This window comes from Protofrankia sp. Cr2, assembly GCF_963555885.1.
Taxonomy (GTDB): Bacteria; Actinomycetota; Actinomycetes; order Frankiales; family Frankiaceae; genus Protofrankia.
In genome coordinates, this window is record NZ_CAUVXG010000015.1 from 42,542 (window position 1) to 58,355 (window position 15,814).

12 protein-coding genes are annotated in these 15,814 nt (G+C 67.8%); 6 read left to right on the forward strand and 6 right to left on the reverse strand.

Translation table 11 applies throughout. From position 1 onward, the window contains the following. Positions 1-269 precede the first annotated feature (269 nt). The 4 genes from U9978_RS09710 to glgB are packed head-to-tail and all read left to right on the forward strand — an operon-like array spanning position 270 to position 7,779. Positions 270-2,255, forward strand: a complete 1,986-nt coding sequence (locus tag U9978_RS09710) for an alpha-1,4-glucan--maltose-1-phosphate maltosyltransferase (protein WP_322760747.1) — start codon at positions 270-272, stop codon at positions 2,253-2,255. Beyond that, entirely contained in the window at positions 2,252-3,973 is a 1,722-nt protein-coding gene (gene treS, locus U9978_RS09715; RefSeq protein WP_322760748.1) for a maltose alpha-D-glucosyltransferase, read from the forward strand. Before U9978_RS09710 ends, treS begins: the two co-directional genes overlap by 4 nt. A gap of 50 nt (positions 3,974-4,023) precedes the next feature. Next, positions 4,024-5,379: a maltokinase N-terminal cap-like domain-containing protein gene (locus tag U9978_RS09720; RefSeq protein ID WP_322760749.1), complete on the forward strand. Its 1,356-nt coding sequence runs from the start codon at positions 4,024-4,026 to the stop codon at positions 5,377-5,379. A gap of 30 nt (positions 5,380-5,409) precedes the next feature. Next, positions 5,410-7,779: a 1,4-alpha-glucan branching protein GlgB gene (gene glgB / locus U9978_RS09725; RefSeq protein WP_322760750.1), complete on the forward strand. Its 2,370-nt coding sequence runs from the start codon at positions 5,410-5,412 to the stop codon at positions 7,777-7,779. 131 nt (positions 7,780-7,910) lie between these two features. On the opposite strand, the gene U9978_RS09730 is transcribed toward glgB, so the two are convergent. Both U9978_RS09730 and U9978_RS09735 read right to left on the reverse strand, forming a co-directional pair. Then, positions 7,911-8,906, reverse strand: a complete 996-nt coding sequence (locus U9978_RS09730) for a tetratricopeptide repeat protein (protein ID WP_322760751.1) — start codon at positions 8,904-8,906, stop codon at positions 7,911-7,913. A 253-nt stretch (positions 8,907-9,159) separates the two neighbouring features. Next, entirely contained in the window at positions 9,160-9,453 is a 294-nt protein-coding gene (locus tag U9978_RS09735) for an MTH1187 family thiamine-binding protein (RefSeq protein ID WP_322760752.1), read from the reverse strand. A 268-nt stretch (positions 9,454-9,721) separates the two neighbouring features. Here U9978_RS09735 and U9978_RS09740 point away from each other — a divergent pair, with 268 nt between their 5' ends. Continuing rightward, positions 9,722-11,323 carry a hybrid sensor histidine kinase/response regulator gene (locus U9978_RS09740; RefSeq protein ID WP_322760753.1) on the forward strand — a complete coding sequence of 534 codons (1,602 nt, stop codon included), beginning with the start codon at positions 9,722-9,724 and terminating at the stop codon, positions 11,321-11,323. 20 nt (positions 11,324-11,343) lie between these two features. Here the strand turns inward: U9978_RS09740 and meaB are convergent, their stop codons facing one another. Both meaB and U9978_RS09750 read right to left on the reverse strand, forming a co-directional pair. Further along, the gene (gene meaB / locus U9978_RS09745; RefSeq protein ID WP_322760785.1) at positions 11,344-12,327 is read right to left on the reverse strand and encodes a methylmalonyl Co-A mutase-associated GTPase MeaB; all 984 of its coding nucleotides are present in this window, start codon (positions 12,325-12,327) and stop codon (positions 11,344-11,346) included. 77 nt (positions 12,328-12,404) lie between these two features. Then, complete coding sequence (locus U9978_RS09750; protein ID WP_322760754.1) at positions 12,405-13,589, reverse strand: acetyl-CoA C-acetyltransferase; 1,185 nt, start codon at positions 13,587-13,589, stop codon at positions 12,405-12,407. A gap of 162 nt (positions 13,590-13,751) precedes the next feature. Here U9978_RS09750 and mce point away from each other — a divergent pair, with 162 nt between their 5' ends. Next, positions 13,752-14,174: a methylmalonyl-CoA epimerase gene (mce, locus tag U9978_RS09755; protein WP_322760755.1), complete on the forward strand. Its 423-nt coding sequence runs from the start codon at positions 13,752-13,754 to the stop codon at positions 14,172-14,174. A gap of 46 nt (positions 14,175-14,220) precedes the next feature. Here mce and U9978_RS09760 read toward each other — a convergent pair whose 3' ends face one another. Together U9978_RS09760 and U9978_RS09765 are read right to left on the reverse strand one after the other, a co-directional pair. Further along, positions 14,221-15,189: a VCBS repeat-containing protein gene (locus tag U9978_RS09760; protein ID WP_322760756.1), complete on the reverse strand. Its 969-nt coding sequence runs from the start codon at positions 15,187-15,189 to the stop codon at positions 14,221-14,223. Then, positions 15,186-15,743 carry a SigE family RNA polymerase sigma factor gene (locus tag U9978_RS09765; RefSeq protein WP_322760757.1) on the reverse strand — a complete coding sequence of 186 codons (558 nt, stop codon included), beginning with the start codon at positions 15,741-15,743 and terminating at the stop codon, positions 15,186-15,188. Before U9978_RS09765 ends, U9978_RS09760 begins: the two co-directional genes overlap by 4 nt. Between the last annotated feature and the right edge of the window lie 71 nt (positions 15,744-15,814).

A 15,814-nucleotide genomic window follows, 5' to 3' on the forward strand; every position in this document is an offset into this window, starting at 1 on the left:
CCCACCCACGCGTGAGCGTGGCCGGCATGGGTATCCCCGAGCGGATACCGATGGTGGGCCGGTTCACCCATGGCAACAGACCTACCCGGAACACGCATCAACGTGGAGACTTCGATCCGATGCCGACATCCTCCTCGCCCGGCGGACTGCCTCCGTATCACCAACACAACCCCACCCGGTGGTCCCACGCTGTTCACGTTGGGGTGCCTCCGACTGGTACAGGAGAGGCGGATTATCAAGGGGTGGTTCCCCTCGATAAGGTCGCGGCGATGATCGGACGCTCAATAGGCCGGGTTGTCATCTCTGACATCAGCCCCGCCGTATCATGTGGACAGTGGCCGTCGCGGGCGGTAGAGGGTGAGATCCTCACCGTCGCCGCGACGGTGTTTCGGGATGGGCACGATCTGATCGGTGCCAATGTGGCACTGTCAGGTCCGGATGGCCGCGGCACGCCGTTCACGCGGATGCAGCCGGTCGACGTGGGGACCGATCGGTACCAGGCCGAGGTACGTACCGACTCGGAGGGCCTGTGGGGCTTTCGCATCGAGGCATGGGCCGACCCCGTGGCAACCTGGCTGCACGCCGTCGAGATCAAAACGGCGGCCGGCCAGAGCCTGGACGAACTGGCGGTCGACCTCGAAGACGGGGCTCGACTGCTGCTCCGGGCGCTGCCCGGGGTCCCCGAAAGCCGCCGTGCGGACATCCAGCGGGCGGTCGACGCGTTACGCAATGACGCCCTCACAGACCCGCACGGTCGGATAGCCGCGGCATGCGACCCAGCAGTGGTAGCCCTACTCAATCGATTCCCGCTGCGGGAGCTCATCACCCGTTCACCGTTCTACCGGATCTGGGTCGACCGTCCCCGGGCGCTGTTCGGCAGCTGGTATGAGTTCTTTCCGCGATCCGAAGGGGCGAGTCTGGATCCGCCACGCTCGGGAACCTTCGCGACCGCGACGCAGCGGTTGCCCGCCGTCGCCGCGATGGGCTTCGACGTGGTCTACCTGCCACCGATCCATCCCATCGGGGAGATCAACCGCAAAGGTCCGAACAACACCCTGATCGCAGGCCCCGACGACCCCGGTTCACCATGGGCGATCGGCAGTGAGGCCGGCGGCCACGACGCCGTACACCCGGACCTGGGCACGATCGAGGACTTCGACGAATTCGTCGCCCGGACCCGGGCGCTCGGTATGGAGATCGCTCTCGACCTCGCCCTGCAGTGCGCCCCGGACCACCCGTGGGCAAAGCTGCACCCGGAGTGGTTCTCGGTGAAGAGCGATGGGTCCATCGCCTACGCGGAGAACCCGCCCAAGAAATACCAGGACATCTACCCGCTGAACTTCGACACCGATCCGGTCGGTCTTTATCATGAAGTGCTTCGCGTAGTCCGGTACTGGACCTCGCACGGTGTCCGGATATTCCGGGTTGACAACCCCCACACCAAGCCGGTCCAGTTCTGGGAATGGCTCATCGCCGAGGTGAAGTCGACCGAACCGGACGTGCTGTTCCTGTCCGAGGCGTTCACTCGGCCGCACATGATGCAGGCGCTTGCCAAGGTGGGCTTCACCCAGTCCTACACCTACTTTACCTGGCGCAACACGAAGGCGGAGTTGGAGACATACGGGCGGGAACTGCTGGAAACCGCGCACTACATGCGTCCGAATTTCTTCGTGAGCACTCCCGACATCCTGCCGGGGTATCTCCAGGACGGCAGCGATGCCGCTTTCAAGATTCGTGCGGTCCTGGCGTCGATGATGTCCCCGACTTGGGGGGTCTATGCGGGGTACGAGCTGTTCGAAAACGTTCCCGTCCGGGTCGGCAGCGAAGAGTACCTCGACTCCGAGAAATACCAGTTCCGACCCCGGGACTGGACCGGCGCCGAAGCCGCGGGACGTTCACTGGCGCCCTATCTGGCCACGCTCAACCGAATACGGAGAGATCATCCGGCCATGCACTGGCTGCGCAATCTCCGCTTTCACCACGCGGACGGCGACGAAATCCTGGCCTTTTCCAAGCGGGTCGGGCAGGCACCCGACGACGACCGCGTTCTGATCGTCGTCAATCTTGACTCCCACAACATCCGGGATACGACGGTTCGTCTCGACATGCCCGCCCTCGGCCTGCAGTGGTGGGACACATTCGATGTTCACGACGAGATCAGCGGGGCGAACTACAGGTGGGGGCACGAGAACTACGTCCGACTGGATCCGGCGACGGAACCAGCCCATGTCTTCACCATCCGGCGCCGAGGATGAGCGCCGACGACTCCCGCGCCGACGGCGTGACCGCTGACCGCGCGGCTTCCGACACCGACGCCGAGGAGCCATCGCGTGACCCGCTGTGGTTCAAGCGGGCGGTGTTCTACGAGGTCCTTATCCGTGGTTTCGCCGATTCCAACGGCGACGGCACCGGCGACCTTCGGGGAGTCACCGGCAAGCTCGACTACCTGAGCTGGCTCGGAGTCGACTGCCTGTGGCTGTTGCCGATCTACGACTCACCGTTGCGGGACGGCGGCTACGACATCGCCGACTACTTCCGCATCCTGCCGGAGTTCGGCGACCTCGGGGACTTCGTCACCCTGGTGGACGAGGCCCACCGGCGCGGCATTCGGATCATCGCGGACCTGGTCATGAACCACACGTCCGACCAGCACCCCTGGTTCCAGGCGTCCCGCACCGACCCGGACGGCCCCTTCGGCAACTTCTACGTGTGGTCGGATACGGACGACAAGTTCCCGGACGCGCGGATAATCTTCGTCGACACGGAGAAGTCAAACTGGACGTGGGACCCGGTGCGTGGGCAGTACTACTGGCACCGTTTCTTCGCCCACCAACCTGATCTCAACTACGACAACCCCGACGTCCAGGAGGCGATGCTTGAGGTCCTGCGGTTCTGGCTCGACCTCGGGCTCGACGGATTCCGCCTGGACGCGGTCCCTTACCTCTATGTGCGGGAGGGGACGAACGGCGAGAACCTGCCGGATACCCATGAGTATCTGCGGCGGATCCGCAAGGAGGTAGACGCGAAGTACGCCGATCGAGTCCTTCTTGCCGAGGCGAACCAGTGGCCCTCGGACGTGGTCGAGTATTTCGGCAACGACGACGAGTGCCACATGGCATTCCACTTCCCGTTGATGCCGCGTATCTTCATGGCGGTCCGCCGGGAGTCCCGTTATCCCATCTCGGAGATTCTGGCACAGACCCCGGAGATTCCGCCGAACTGCCAGTGGGGGATATTCCTACGCAACCACGACGAGCTGACCCTGGAAATGGTCACCGACGAGGAGCGCGACTACATGTACGCCGAGTACGCGAAGGATCCGCGTATGAAGGCGAACATCGGGATACGCCGCCGGCTTGCGCCGCTGCTGGACAACAGCCGTGACCAGATGGAGCTGTTCACCGCGCTGTTGCTGTCACTACCCGGCTCGCCGGTCATCTACTACGGCGACGAGATCGGGATGGGCGACAACATCTACCTGGGCGACCGCGACGGCGTCCGAACTCCGATGCAGTGGTCGCCAGACCGCAATGCCGGTTTTTCGACCGGCGATCCGGCCCGACTGTACCTGCCACCCATCATGGACCCGGTATACGGCTACCAGGCGCTCAACGTCGAGGCCGAGCAGCGGATGCCGACATCCTTCCTCTCCTGGACACGCCGGATGATCGAGGTGCGGAAGAGACATCCCGTCTTCGGCCTCGGTACATATGAAGAGCTGCCCGCATCGAATCCGTCCGTCTTCGCCTTCGTGCGGGAGTTCGGTGACGACCGGGTGCTGTGTGTGGCCAACCTGTCGCGTTTCGCGCAGCCGGTCGAACTTGATCTGCGCCGGTTCGTCGGACTGGTTCCGGTCGAGTTGCTGGGCGGCGTGCACTTTCCGCCGATCGGTGAACTGCCCTATCTGTTGACCTTGCCCGGTCACGGACATTACTGGTTCGCGCTCACCCGAGCGGGGGAATTCACTCCCTGACGAACCAATGCCTAAGATCGATGAATCGGATGAGGACGCACGGGAGAGCGATGACGGTGGGCGATGATTCTGACCTGGTCGACCTCCTGACCTCCTGGCTACCCCGGCAACGCTGGTTCGCGGGCAAGGGGCGAGCCTGGGGCGGCCTGCGCGTCATCGGGGACGTGCAGCTGTCCGACCTTCTCCGGCACCTGGTCGTGGAGGTCCGCTACGCCGATCGCGGACCGATCGACCACTACCAGGTGCCGCTGGTCACGAGGCAGGACGCGCCCTACGGGCACGAGAGCTTCCTGCTCGGAAAGGCCGCGGACGGTCTGGTGTACGACGGCCTGCACGACCCGGATGGCAGTGCTGCCCTGCTGGCGTTCATCCAGGGGCAGACGGCCCACGACGGTCTTGTGCCGCACACGCTGGAGGAGCTGGAGACGTTACCCGCCCACGCGGTCGGGGCCGAGCAGTCCAACACCTCGATCGTCTACGGTGACGCCTACATCCTGAAGGTCTTCCGGCGGCTGTGGGTCGGCGGCAACCCGGATCTGGAGATCACCCGTGCCCTCGCCGATGCCGGCAGCGTCCATGTGGCCCGCCCGGTCTCCTGGCTGGACGGCGCCCTCGACGGTGTCACCACCACCTTCGCGTTCATGCAGGAGTTCATGCGCAGCGGCACCGAAGGCTGGCGGCTCGCCCTCACCAGCGTCCGCGATCTCTACGCCGAGGCGGACCTGCATGCAGACGAGGTCGGCGGCGACTTCGCAGCCGAGTCCGAACGCCTCGGCGCCGCCACCGCGCAGGTGCACGATCTGCTCGCGGACGTGCTGCCCAACGCGGTCGGCGACGCTGGGAGCCTGCGGGCGGAAGCGGCGCAGATGCAGCGCCGGCTGGATGCCGCGATCGAGGCCGTGCCGGAATTACGATCATTCGAGGCGGGGTTGCGCGAGTCGTTCGACGAGCTCGCCCGTCGCCGGCATCCGGTCACGCTGCAGCGCATTCACGGGGACTACCATCTGGGTCAGGTCCTACGGGTCGACTCGGGCTGGGTACTGTTCGACTTCGAGGGGGAACCAGCGCGGCCGGTTGCCGACCGGACAGCGCTACAGTCCATTCATCGGGACGTCGCCGGCATGCTCCGGTCGTTCGACTACGCGGCCCAGTCGATGCTGTTGGAACGGGAGGGCGAGTCGGCGCTGAGCTATCGCGCGCAGGAATGGGCGACGCGCAACCGCGACGCCTTCTGCGCCGGGTACGCCGCCGTCGGCGGGCATGACCCACGCGAGGACGCGGTTCTGCTGCGGGCTTTCGAGCTCGACAAGGCCGTGTATGAAGTCGTCTACGAGGCGCGGCACCGACCGTCGTGGCTGCCGATTCCGCTCAGTTCGGTCGAACGACTGACGTCCACGAGCGGATGATTGTTTTTTCCTAAGGATGGCGTGTTGTCCATGATCATATCTGACGACGCGGTGGGTGGCCCCGGCCGGGATCATCCGCACGATCTTTCTGACAGCGACTCCACCGGCACCGACTCGCGGCGCGTCGCGGTAGCCGAGCATGCCCCGACAGCCGGGCATGGCCTGACAGCCGAGAACGACAAGCGCCCTCCCGCGTCCCTGCTCGTCGACGATATCGATCTTGATCGGCTCGTGAGCGGCGCGCATCATGATCCACACAGCGTGCTCGGCGCCCATCCCCACGGTGATCAAACGATCGTGCGGGCGCTGCGACCGGACGCGGTGGGAGTCGTCGTCCTCACCGGTGGTGAACGCCACGAATGCACCCGGCTCCACAGCGGCGGGGTGTTCGCCGTGGCACTGCCTACCAGCACGGTCCCCGACTACCGGCTCGAGGTCAGCTACTGCGACGCGACGCACGTCGTCGACGATCCCTACCGGTACCTGCCGACCCTCGGGGAGATGGACCGCCATCTCATCGGTGAAGGCCGTCACGAGCAGCTCTGGCAGGCGCTCGGCGCGCGGGTGCGACGCTACCCGAGCGCTGCCGGCGACATCAGCGGTGTCGGTTTCGCCGTGTGGGCACCGAACGCGCGCGGCGTCCGGGTGGTGGGCGACTTCGACTTCTGGGACGGCCGGGCCTACCCGATGCGCTCGCTGGGTGCCGCGGGCGTGTGGGAGCTGTTCGTGCCCGACATCGGCAGCGGCTGCCGCTACAAGTACGAGATCCTCGGCTTCGACGGAGTCTGGCGGCAGAAGGCCGATCCGCTCGCGCTGCACACCGAGATCCCGCCAGCCACGGCGAGCATCGTCTTCGAGTCGGAATACACCTGGGGCGACCAGGAATGGCTTGAGCGCCGCGGCAGCACCCCGTGGCATGCCGCGCCGATGTCGGTCTACGAGGTACATCTGGGCTCCTGGCGCCGGGGGCTGTCGTACCGGGATCTCGCCGACGAGCTGGTGGACCACGTGCGTGAGCTGGGGTTCACCCACGTCGAGCTGCTGCCGGTCGCCGAACATCCCTTCGGCGGGTCCTGGGGCTACCAGGTGTCGGCCTACTACGCCCCGACGTCACGGTTCGGTGACCCCGATGACTTTCGCCATCTCATCGACCGGCTTCACCAGGCCGGCATCGGCGTCATCGTGGACTGGGTACCCGCGCACTTTCCCCGCGACATCTGGGCGCTGGGCCGATTCGACGGCACGCCGCTGTATGAGCACCCCGATCCACGGCGCGGTGAACAGCCCGACTGGGGAACCTACGTCTTCGACTTCGGCCGTCCCGAGGTACGCAACTTCCTGGTCGCGAACGCGGTGTACTGGTTCGAGGAGTTCCACATAGACGGGCTGCGGGTCGACGCTGTCGCGTCCATGCTCTACCTGGACTACTCCAGACCCGACGGCGGTTGGGTACCCAACATCCACGGCGGCCGGGAAAACCTGGAAGCCGTGTCGTTCCTGCAGGAGACCAACGCCACGGTCTACCGGCGCGTACCGGGCGCGATCATGATTGCCGAGGAGTCGACGGCATGGCCCGGCGTCACCCGGCCGACCCATCTCGGTGGTCTGGGTTTCGGCTTCAAGTGGAACATGGGTTGGATGCACGACACGCTGGACTATCTCTCGCGAGCGCCGGTGTTTCGCGCGTACCACCACCATCAGCTGACGTTCTCCATGATGTATGCCTACTCGGAGAACTTCATGCTTCCGCTCAGCCATGACGAGGTGGTACACGGAAAGGGTTCCCTGGTCGCCAAGATGCCCGGTGACCACTGGCAGCAACTGGCCAACCTGCGCGCGCTCTACGGGTACATGTGGGCGCACCCGGGCAAGCAAGTGCTGTTCATGGGCGGCGAATTCGGCCAGGACGCCGAGTGGTCCGAAGCCCGGTCCCTGGACTGGTGGCACCTCGACGATCCACCCCACCGCGGTGTGTCCACGCTGGTGCGGGATCTGAACCGGATCTACCGGGCCACACCCGCCCTGTGGGAACAGGACACCTCACCCGACGGCTTCTCCTGGATCGACGCCAACGACGCCGAGGACAACGTGTTCTCCTTCCTGCGGTGGGCCGACCGAGGCTCGGCAGCCGAGCGCAGGCCGGCCGGTACGGTGCTTGCCTGCGTCACCAATTTCGCGGGTGTCCCGCACCGTGACTACCGGCTCGGCCTGCCGTTCAGCGGCCGCTGGCGCGAGGTTCTCAACACCGACGCCACCGACTATGCAGGCAGCGGTCTGGGGAACCTGGGTTCGGTGGTCGCCGCCGGTACCACCCACCACGGCCAACCCGCATCCGTCACGCTGACCGTGCCCGCTCTGGCGACCCTCTGGCTGGCCTACGAACGCGACGACCGGCCCTGATCCCCGGGGTCGGCGCCACGCCCCGCCGCATCACGAGTCGGGCGGTGGGGCGTGGCGGCGCTCCAGAACCGGCTGCGCACCACAGAACCGGCGGGACGCCAGACACCAACCGGCGGTCAGCTGACAGCTGATCAGAAAAGCGCGGCTGACAGCGCTCGACGCGCGGGTGCGACCGCCGGTTCCGCATCACCGAGCGCCTCGAACAGGCTGACCAGATGTGCTCGCACACGTTCCCGCTCGTCGCCCGCGGTCCGCCGGACAACGCCGACGAGCCGGGTCAGGCCCGTTTCGATCTCACCCTTCGCGACCAGGACGTCGGCCAGCATGATGGCCGCCTCGACATCATCGGGGTCGGCCGAGAGCCGGCTGCGCAACGCGGCGACGTCGATCGTGGCCACCCGTTGAAAGAGCTCAACCCGGGCGAGCCCGAGTGTGGCGTCCACGTCACCGGGGGCCTGCGCCAACCGGCGGCGGTAGGCCGCGGCCGCGGTGTCAAGGTCGCCCTTGGCAAGTGCCTCCTCGGCGGCGCTGTGGTCTTGGTCCCCCGCGACGTCAGCCGGCCCGCCGTCCAGGCCCGCGGCCGCCTCGTCGACAAGTGTCAGCAGCTGGTCGAGCCAGGAGCGAACCTCGGCTTCGGGAACCGCCCCGGTGAACTCGCCGATGATCCGGCCCCCGACGACCGCCTTGACCGCGGGGATGCCCTGGACGCCGGCTGCCTGCGCAAGCTGTGGGTTCGCGTCCACATCGATCTTCGCGAGCACCCAGCGCCCGGCGTCGGCCTCGGCGAGGCGCTCAAGGATGGGGCTGAGCTGCTTACACGGGCCGCACCACGCTGCCCAGAAATCGACCACGACCGGGACCTGTAGGGAGCGTTGCAGGACCTCGGCCTCGAACGTCTCCTCGGTGACGTCCAGAACGACGGGTTGCCCCGCGGACCCGTTGCGTGCCGGGCCTGACCCGGCGCCCGCGGCAGTCGCAGGTGATCGCGTCGGCGCGGGTTTGGGGTCGAGCGGGACCGCGCCGGCAAAGCGGAGACTGGCGAGCTCGTTGGGAACCCGGGGATCCCCGGCCGCTGCGTTCCTCGACCCGGGCGGTACCGATCGTGGCGAACGGGACCCAGGTGACATGGTTGACCTCCGTGGCATGGCTCCATCGTTGCATCTGAAGAGCGAAACCGGGCACGGCCTACGCGGACCGGATGCCTACGATGCGTGCATTTCGTGATTGCGACCCGGTTGGAACGCTGGGCTCGACTGGAACGCTGGGCTCGACCAGGGCCGGGCTCCGCCAGCGCTCCGGGGACTGCGGCCTCCGGGCGCGCGATCTACGCACCCCAGCCCCGCGCCGGCAGACCCTGGACGAACTTCCGGCGCCGACCACTTAGCCCTCCAGACGCCGTTCGATCGATGCGACCTTCGCCCGCAGCGCATCCGTGACCCCTGGGCGGATGTCGGCCTTGAGCACGAGGCTCACCCGCCCGGATCGGGCGGCAACCGCATCCACCGCCCGCTGTACGACGGCCATGACCTCCTCCCACTCCCCCTCGATCGTGGTGAACATCGCCGTCGTCTCGTTGGGCAGACCGCTGGCACGTACCACCCGTACGGCTTCGGCGACCAGGTCGCCGACGTCCTCGCCGACCCCGATCGGTGTCACGCTGAAGGCCACAAGCATGCCTCACACCTACCACACACCCACCACGGCACCGGCACGGCCCGTCGCCCAGGGGCACCCGCCGGCGCGCGGGGGCACACGCTGGCACCCGGGAGGAACGTCAGGATCTCGCATGCTTTGGGCCATCCGAAAAATGACACCCTCCGCAACAACATACATCCGTAAACGACACAGTCGGGCCTTCAACCAAACCCGGGACAACGCTCTCTGACGGCACGCCCTACCATTGCCCGCCGTGGAGTGGACGACGCGGGACGACGAGGCATAGGTGGTTCCACGGACCCTCCTTGACGCACTGACCAGCCTGGTGATGGTGGTCGGTGCGGATGGTCGCGTGCTCGATGCCGGGGTCGCGGCCAGGACCTTCCTCGGCGAGCGGCTGGCTGGAACGGAACCGGTCCACCTCGGGGACCTAGCCGACGTGGTCGAGCCCTCGACACGGGTCCGGCTGCGCGATGTCGTGCCGCGCGCGCTGGCCCGCACCGGGCAGTGGCGGGGAACCGTCGACCTCCTCGACGCCGCGGCCAACGTGGCGCCGTTCCAGGTGTCGGTACGGGTCGACCCGTCCGGCGCCATCGTGATCGTCGCTCATGACACCGAGGACGTCCGCGCCCGGCAGACCGCCGAACGGGAATCCCGGGCCAAGGACGAGTTCATCGCACGCCTCGGCCACGAACTGCGCACCCCTCTCAACGCCGTGCTGGGCTTCGCCCAACTGCTGGAACTCGAACCGCTACCGGCAGAACTGCATGAGGACGTCGAACGCATCATCACCGGTGGCCGGCACATGCAGGCCCTCATCGACGACGTGCTCGATCTCGCCCGGCTGCAGGCCGGGCGCGGTGACATCAAAAAGGGACCCGTCAACGTCCTGGAGATCGTTCATGGTGTCGTCGAGTTGGTCGAACCGCTCGCGGAGCAACGCGGCATCCGCCGGGTCATCTCGCCGGCCGAACCGCTGGTCGCCGACGCCGACCGCCGCCGACTGTGGCAGGTCCTGCTCAACCTGGTCGGCAACGCGCTGAAGTACGGCCGCGAGGGTGGCACCCTGCGGGTGGGCATCGTGCCCATCACCGGAGCCCGGGTCCGGATCGAGGTCGAGGACGACGGCAACGGCCTCCCGCCCGAGGCCATGGACCGACTGTTCCGGCCGTTTGAACGGCTCGGAGCCGAACGAACGGGCATCGAGGGTAGTGGACTAGGTCTGGCGCTGTCCCACGCTCTGGTCACGGCGATGGGAGGTGTTCTGACGGCGGCCAGCCGTTTCGGGGTGGGCAGCGTCTTCGCGGTCGTCCTGGACACCGTCGACGTCCGCTTCGATGACGATGACGATGACGATGACGACGGATTCGGACCGGGAAACGGAACCGGACCGGGAAACGGATACAGACCGGGATACGGATACGGCGGAGACGACGGGTTCGGTCCGGCCCAGAGCGTCCCGGCCGCCCGATCGGGTTCAGCGTCGCGCCATGTCGGTTATCCCCGGGTCGTCCACGTCAGTGGCGATCCCGCGACCCGAACGATGGTCACCCACGTACTACGCAACTCCCTCGGCGCGGACACCATCTCGGTGCCGCGGGCCGCGCTGGCCCTCGACGCGGTCCGGCGGTCCCGACCGTCGCTGGTGCTGCTGGACCGGGAGCTGCCGGACTGCACCGCCGAAGACCTGCTGCGGACCCTCGCGGCGGACGCTCAGGCGGGGCGGATACCCACGGTCGTACTCACCATGGACGATGACCCGCGCGACCTCGTGCGGCTGCGCCAGGCCGGTGCCGTGGACGTGGTGGGAGCGCCTCTGGACGTCGCCGCGGTGGTTGCCGCGGCCGGCTACCTCGCCGCCCCTGACACAGCTGACACCGCACCCTGACTGTCAGTCGTGCGGCCAGGTCAGGCGTGGCGCGGCTGCGTCGTGGCCAGACCGGCGACGACGCGGTCGGCGGCCGTGTAGGGATCGGTCAGGCCGGCGACGACGTCCGCGGCGAGACTGTGGAGCAGGGAACCGTCGCGCAGGTCACCCATGCGTAGCCGAAGCCGGGTGAGCGCGATCTGCTCGATCTCGTCAGCGGCACGCCGACGCCGGCGGGCGTCCAGGACACCGTGCTCGACCAGCCACGCACGATGGTCGGCGATCGCATCCACGACCTCGGCGATGCCCTCCCCACGCGAAGCGACGGCCTTGAGGACCGGAGGCCGCCATCCCCCCTGGGATGCGGCTGCCGGTCCGGCAAGGGCGATCATGTGCGTGAGCTCGCGGTAGGTGTTCTCCGCGCCATCGCGGTCGGCCTTGTTGACCACGAAGACGTCGGCGATCTCCAGGATGCCGGCCTTCGCGGCCTGGACGCCGTCACCCATACCCGGAGCCAACAGCACCAGTGTGCAGTCGGCCAGTGATGCGATGTCAACCTCGGCCTGACCCACCCCCACCGTCTCGACGAGCACCACATCGAAGCCGGCTGCGTCGAGCACCCGCAGCGCCTGCGGTGTCGCCCAGGACAACCCACCCAGATGCCCGCGCGAGGCCAGCGAGCGGATGTAGACCCCGGGGTCGGTGGCGTGCTCCTGCATCCGCACCCGGTCACCGAGCAGCGCACCGCCGGTGAACGGCGACGACGGGTCGATGGCCAGGACGCCGACCCGCAGGTCGCGCGCTCGAAACGCGCTGACCAGCGCGGATGTCGAGGTCGACTTGCCCACGCCGGGAGATCCGGTGAGCCCGATCACCTGCGCGTGACCGGCCCGCGGCGCGAGCAGGGCCATGATCTCGCGCAGTTGCCCGGACGCATCCTCGACCAGGGAGATCAGTCGTGCGACCGCCCGCGGATTACCGGCGGTGGCCGCGTCCACCAGCTCGGTGGCGGACGCGGCACGCAACCGGGTCGGGGCTGCCGCCGGTGGCGGGGTCGCCGCCGGGGCCGGGGCCGGGGCCGGAACTGCTGCCGGGGTCGGGGTCACGCCGGGACGCGCAGGATGAGGGCGTCTCCCTGACCACCGCCGCCGCACAGCCCGGCGGCACCGATACCGCCACCGCGGCGACGCAGCTCAAGGGCGAGAGTGAGGGCGATCCGGGTACCGGACATGCCGACCGGGTGGCCCAGGGCGATCGCGCCGCCGTTGACGTTGGTGACCTCCGGGCCGATACCAAGATCGCGCATGGACTGGATGCCTACCGCGGCGAACGCCTCGTTGATTTCATAAAGATCCACATCGGCAGGGGTCAGGCCCTCCTTGCGCAGCGCCGCCGAGATCGCGTTGGCCGGCTGGGACTGCAGCGAGGCGTCCGGGCCGGCGACGAAGCCGTGCTGGCCGACCTCGGCGAGTACGGTCAGCCCGAGCTCGGCAGCCTTCGCCCGGCTCATCACCACGACAGCCGCCGCGCCGTCGGAGATCTGCGAGGCAGAGCCGGCCGTGATCGTGCCGTCATCGCTGAAGGCGGGACGCAGCTTCGCCAGCCCCTGCGGGGTGGTGTCACCGCGGACACCCTCGTCCTGGCCGACGAGCACCGGGTCACCGCGGCGTTGGGGCACCTCGACCGGGACGATCTCGTCGTCGAACAGCCCGTTCTTGATCGCGGCGGCGGCACGCTGATGGGAGCGGGCTGCGAACTCGTCCTGTTCGACCCGGCTGATGTCCAGCCCCGCGTTGTACCGCTCGGTTCCCAGCCCCATCGCGATCTGGTCGAACGCGCAGAACAGGGCATCGTGTGCGGTGGCGTCCAGCAACTCGGCACTGCCGTAGCGGACGCCCTCACGCAGGGACGGCAACAGGTGCGGGGCACGTGTCATCGACTCCATGCCACCGGCGACGACGACGTCGAACTCGCCACTGGCGATGTAGGTGTCGGCGAGCGCGATCGCGTCCAGGCCCGACAGGCAGACCTTGTTCACCGTGATCGCGGGAACGGTCATGGGGACGCCGCCCCTGATCGCGGCCTGGCGGGCGGTGATCTGACCCTGACCCGCCTGAATGACATGCCCCATGATCACATAGTTGACCTGCTCACCACCGATACCGGCCCGCGCCAGCGCGGCCTTGATCGCAAAGCCGCCGAGCTCGACGGCGGGGAAGCCCTTCAGAGCACCGGACAGCTTGCCGATCGGGGTTCGCGCGCCGGCCACGATGACGGAACCAGGCATGGATGGCCTCCCGGGAGTGTGACTGCGTGTTCTGCAACGATAACGTGATCTTCATCAAGATGCTCCGGCGAGCGGGCACCTCGGAGTCGATGTGGGTGTCCGTGGGGAACGGGTATGGCAGCATCGCGTCCACACCTGCGAGAGAGAGGGCTCGAGCCCGCGATGTTCACAAGAATTGATCATGTCGGCATCGCCGTCCGGGACCTGGATACGTCCATCGCCTGGTACGAGACGACCTTCGGGCTCACCGTGGCCGCCCGGGAGGTCAACGAGGAGCAGGGCGTTCGCGAGGCCATGCTGCTCGTGGTCGACGCCGCCCCGGGTGGTTCATACGTGCAGCTGCTCGAGCCGATCCGGGAGGACTCCCCGGTCGGGAAGTTCCTCGCCCGCAACGGCGAGGGTGTCCACCACGTCGGCTACGGCGTCGACGACGTCGAAGGTGCCATGGCCGCCATCGCAGGGCAGGGCGTCCGTCTGGTCGACAAACGGCCGAGACACGGCTCGATGGGCGCGAGTATCGCGTTCCTGCACCCGAAGGACACCGGCGGCGTGCTCACCGAACTGGTACAAGCCCGTACCGAATAGCCGCTTCGCGACTATTCGGGGACCCCTGGCCCGATGGTCGGCCGCCTCAGGCGATCCCGCAGCCGGCGGTGAAGGGCGACGGCGTCGAGGCCAGGTCCACCGTGGTCTTCGCAGGCGAGCCGACCGCCGTGAAGCCCGTGCTCGCCACCTGCCATGTCGTCGATGTCACCTGGTAGATCCTGTCCGTGGTCCTGTCTCCCGCGGCGACCACGACTTTTCCGCTATCACAGCGGAAGCCATCACCGTGGGTATCGTTGACACCGGCACGCAGCGGACTGCCGGTGATGATCCGCAACTGCCCGGTCGAGGTCAGCCTGGCGACACCGTAGTTTCTGGTGTCGCCGCTGGTGTCGGTCTGGACGATCAACTCACCGTAACCGTCACCGTCAATGTCGAAGATCGAATAGGTGAACGGTGACACCACCGCCGGGAAGGTCACCGAGGTTGATCCGAACAGACTCAACGTGACCTGAACCGTGCTGTCGGACACGGTCGCCGAGTCCCTCACGCCATCCCCGTCGACATCGCCGGCCATCGCCGGGACGGACACCGGCGGCGGGAGCGTCGGCGAGTGGACGTTACTGGGCGTCCCGCTGGGATGGCTGGCCGACGCCGTCGGCGTTACCCCGTCCCCCGGGTTCGGGTTTGTGGGCGGCACCGAGGTCTCCAACCGGCTCGGCGTCACCGACGGCCGCACCTGACCGCCCCCGCCCGGCCCAGGGCGCCCCGGTGGCTGCGTGGCCGGATGGACCGCGGTCACCCCGGAAGTCGGCTGGATCAGCGGCGGCAGGGTCGGCTCGACCAGGATGGACGGGGCACGGGGTTCGATCGCCACATAGGCGAGGCCGATCAGACCGGCCAGCGCCAACCCGCCGACGGTCATCGCCGGCACCCGCATCCGCCGCCTGCGGACGACCCCGGCCCGGATCCGCTCGTAGCCTGCCGGGGAAGCCCGAACCGGATCAACCGCTTCGGTCAGTAGACGACGCAGCTCGTCAGGCTCGAGCGCGGTCACCGTAGACCCTCCAACTTGGTGCCGAGCGCGGCCAGCCCGCGGGACGTGTAAGCCTTGACCGAGCCGACGCTGCACTTCATGACCGCTGCCGCGTCCGCCTCGGAGAGGTCGGCGTAGTAGCGCAGGACCACGGCCTCGCGCTGGCGGCGCGGCAGCTCCCGCAACGCCTGTACGACCGCGGCGCGCTCGACCAGGGTGTAGGCGCCCTCCTCCGCGCTGGCCGCGTCCGGCATCGGCTTGGGCGCATGCTTGAGGGCCACCAGCCGCCGCCGCAGCGTCGAGCGGGCGAGGTTGACCACCGTCTGCCGTAGGTAGGCGAGCGCCTTGTCCCTGTCCTGCAGCCGCCCCCATGCGGCGTGGACGCGGATGTAGGCGTCCTGGACGACTTCTTCGCACAGCCCGACGTCATCCAGTAGGAGGGCGGCAAGGCGAACCAGTGACCGGTAGTGCTCTGAATACAGAGCCGTCAGGGCGGCGTCGGCATCCCGAGCGACCTCGCTGCGAGCGGCGTCGCTCCGCGCAGGCACGGGCCGCCACCCCTCCACTACTGTCATGGGCGCGGTCACGCCACGTCAGACGCTCTCCTACCCCAAATGGTTGTCTCAGGTTGTATCGCTTCCAGCGC

Bases quoted from the DNA above. Each gene is read 5' to 3' on its own strand.
- U9978_RS09750 (WP_322760754.1), bottom strand. From the start codon at position 13,589: ATGCCTGGTTCCGTCATCGTGGCCGGCGCGCGAACCCCGATCGGCAAG.
- U9978_RS09765 (WP_322760757.1), bottom strand. From the start codon at position 15,743: ATGACAGTAGTGGAGGGGTGGCGGCCCGTGCCTGCGCGGAGCGACGCC.
- treS (WP_322760748.1), top strand. From the start codon at position 2,252: ATGAGCGCCGACGACTCCCGCGCCGACGGCGTGACCGCTGACCGCGCG.
- U9978_RS09735 (WP_322760752.1), bottom strand. From the start codon at position 9,453: ATGCTTGTGGCCTTCAGCGTGACACCGATCGGGGTCGGCGAGGACGTC.
- U9978_RS09720 (WP_322760749.1), top strand. From the start codon at position 4,024: ATGACGGTGGGCGATGATTCTGACCTGGTCGACCTCCTGACCTCCTGG.
- U9978_RS09730 (WP_322760751.1), bottom strand. From the start codon at position 8,906: ATGTCACCTGGGTCCCGTTCGCCACGATCGGTACCGCCCGGGTCGAGG.
- U9978_RS09710 (WP_322760747.1), top strand. From the start codon at position 270: ATGATCGGACGCTCAATAGGCCGGGTTGTCATCTCTGACATCAGCCCC.
- mce (WP_322760755.1), top strand. From the start codon at position 13,752: ATGTTCACAAGAATTGATCATGTCGGCATCGCCGTCCGGGACCTGGAT.
- glgB (WP_322760750.1), top strand. From the start codon at position 5,410: ATGATCATATCTGACGACGCGGTGGGTGGCCCCGGCCGGGATCATCCG.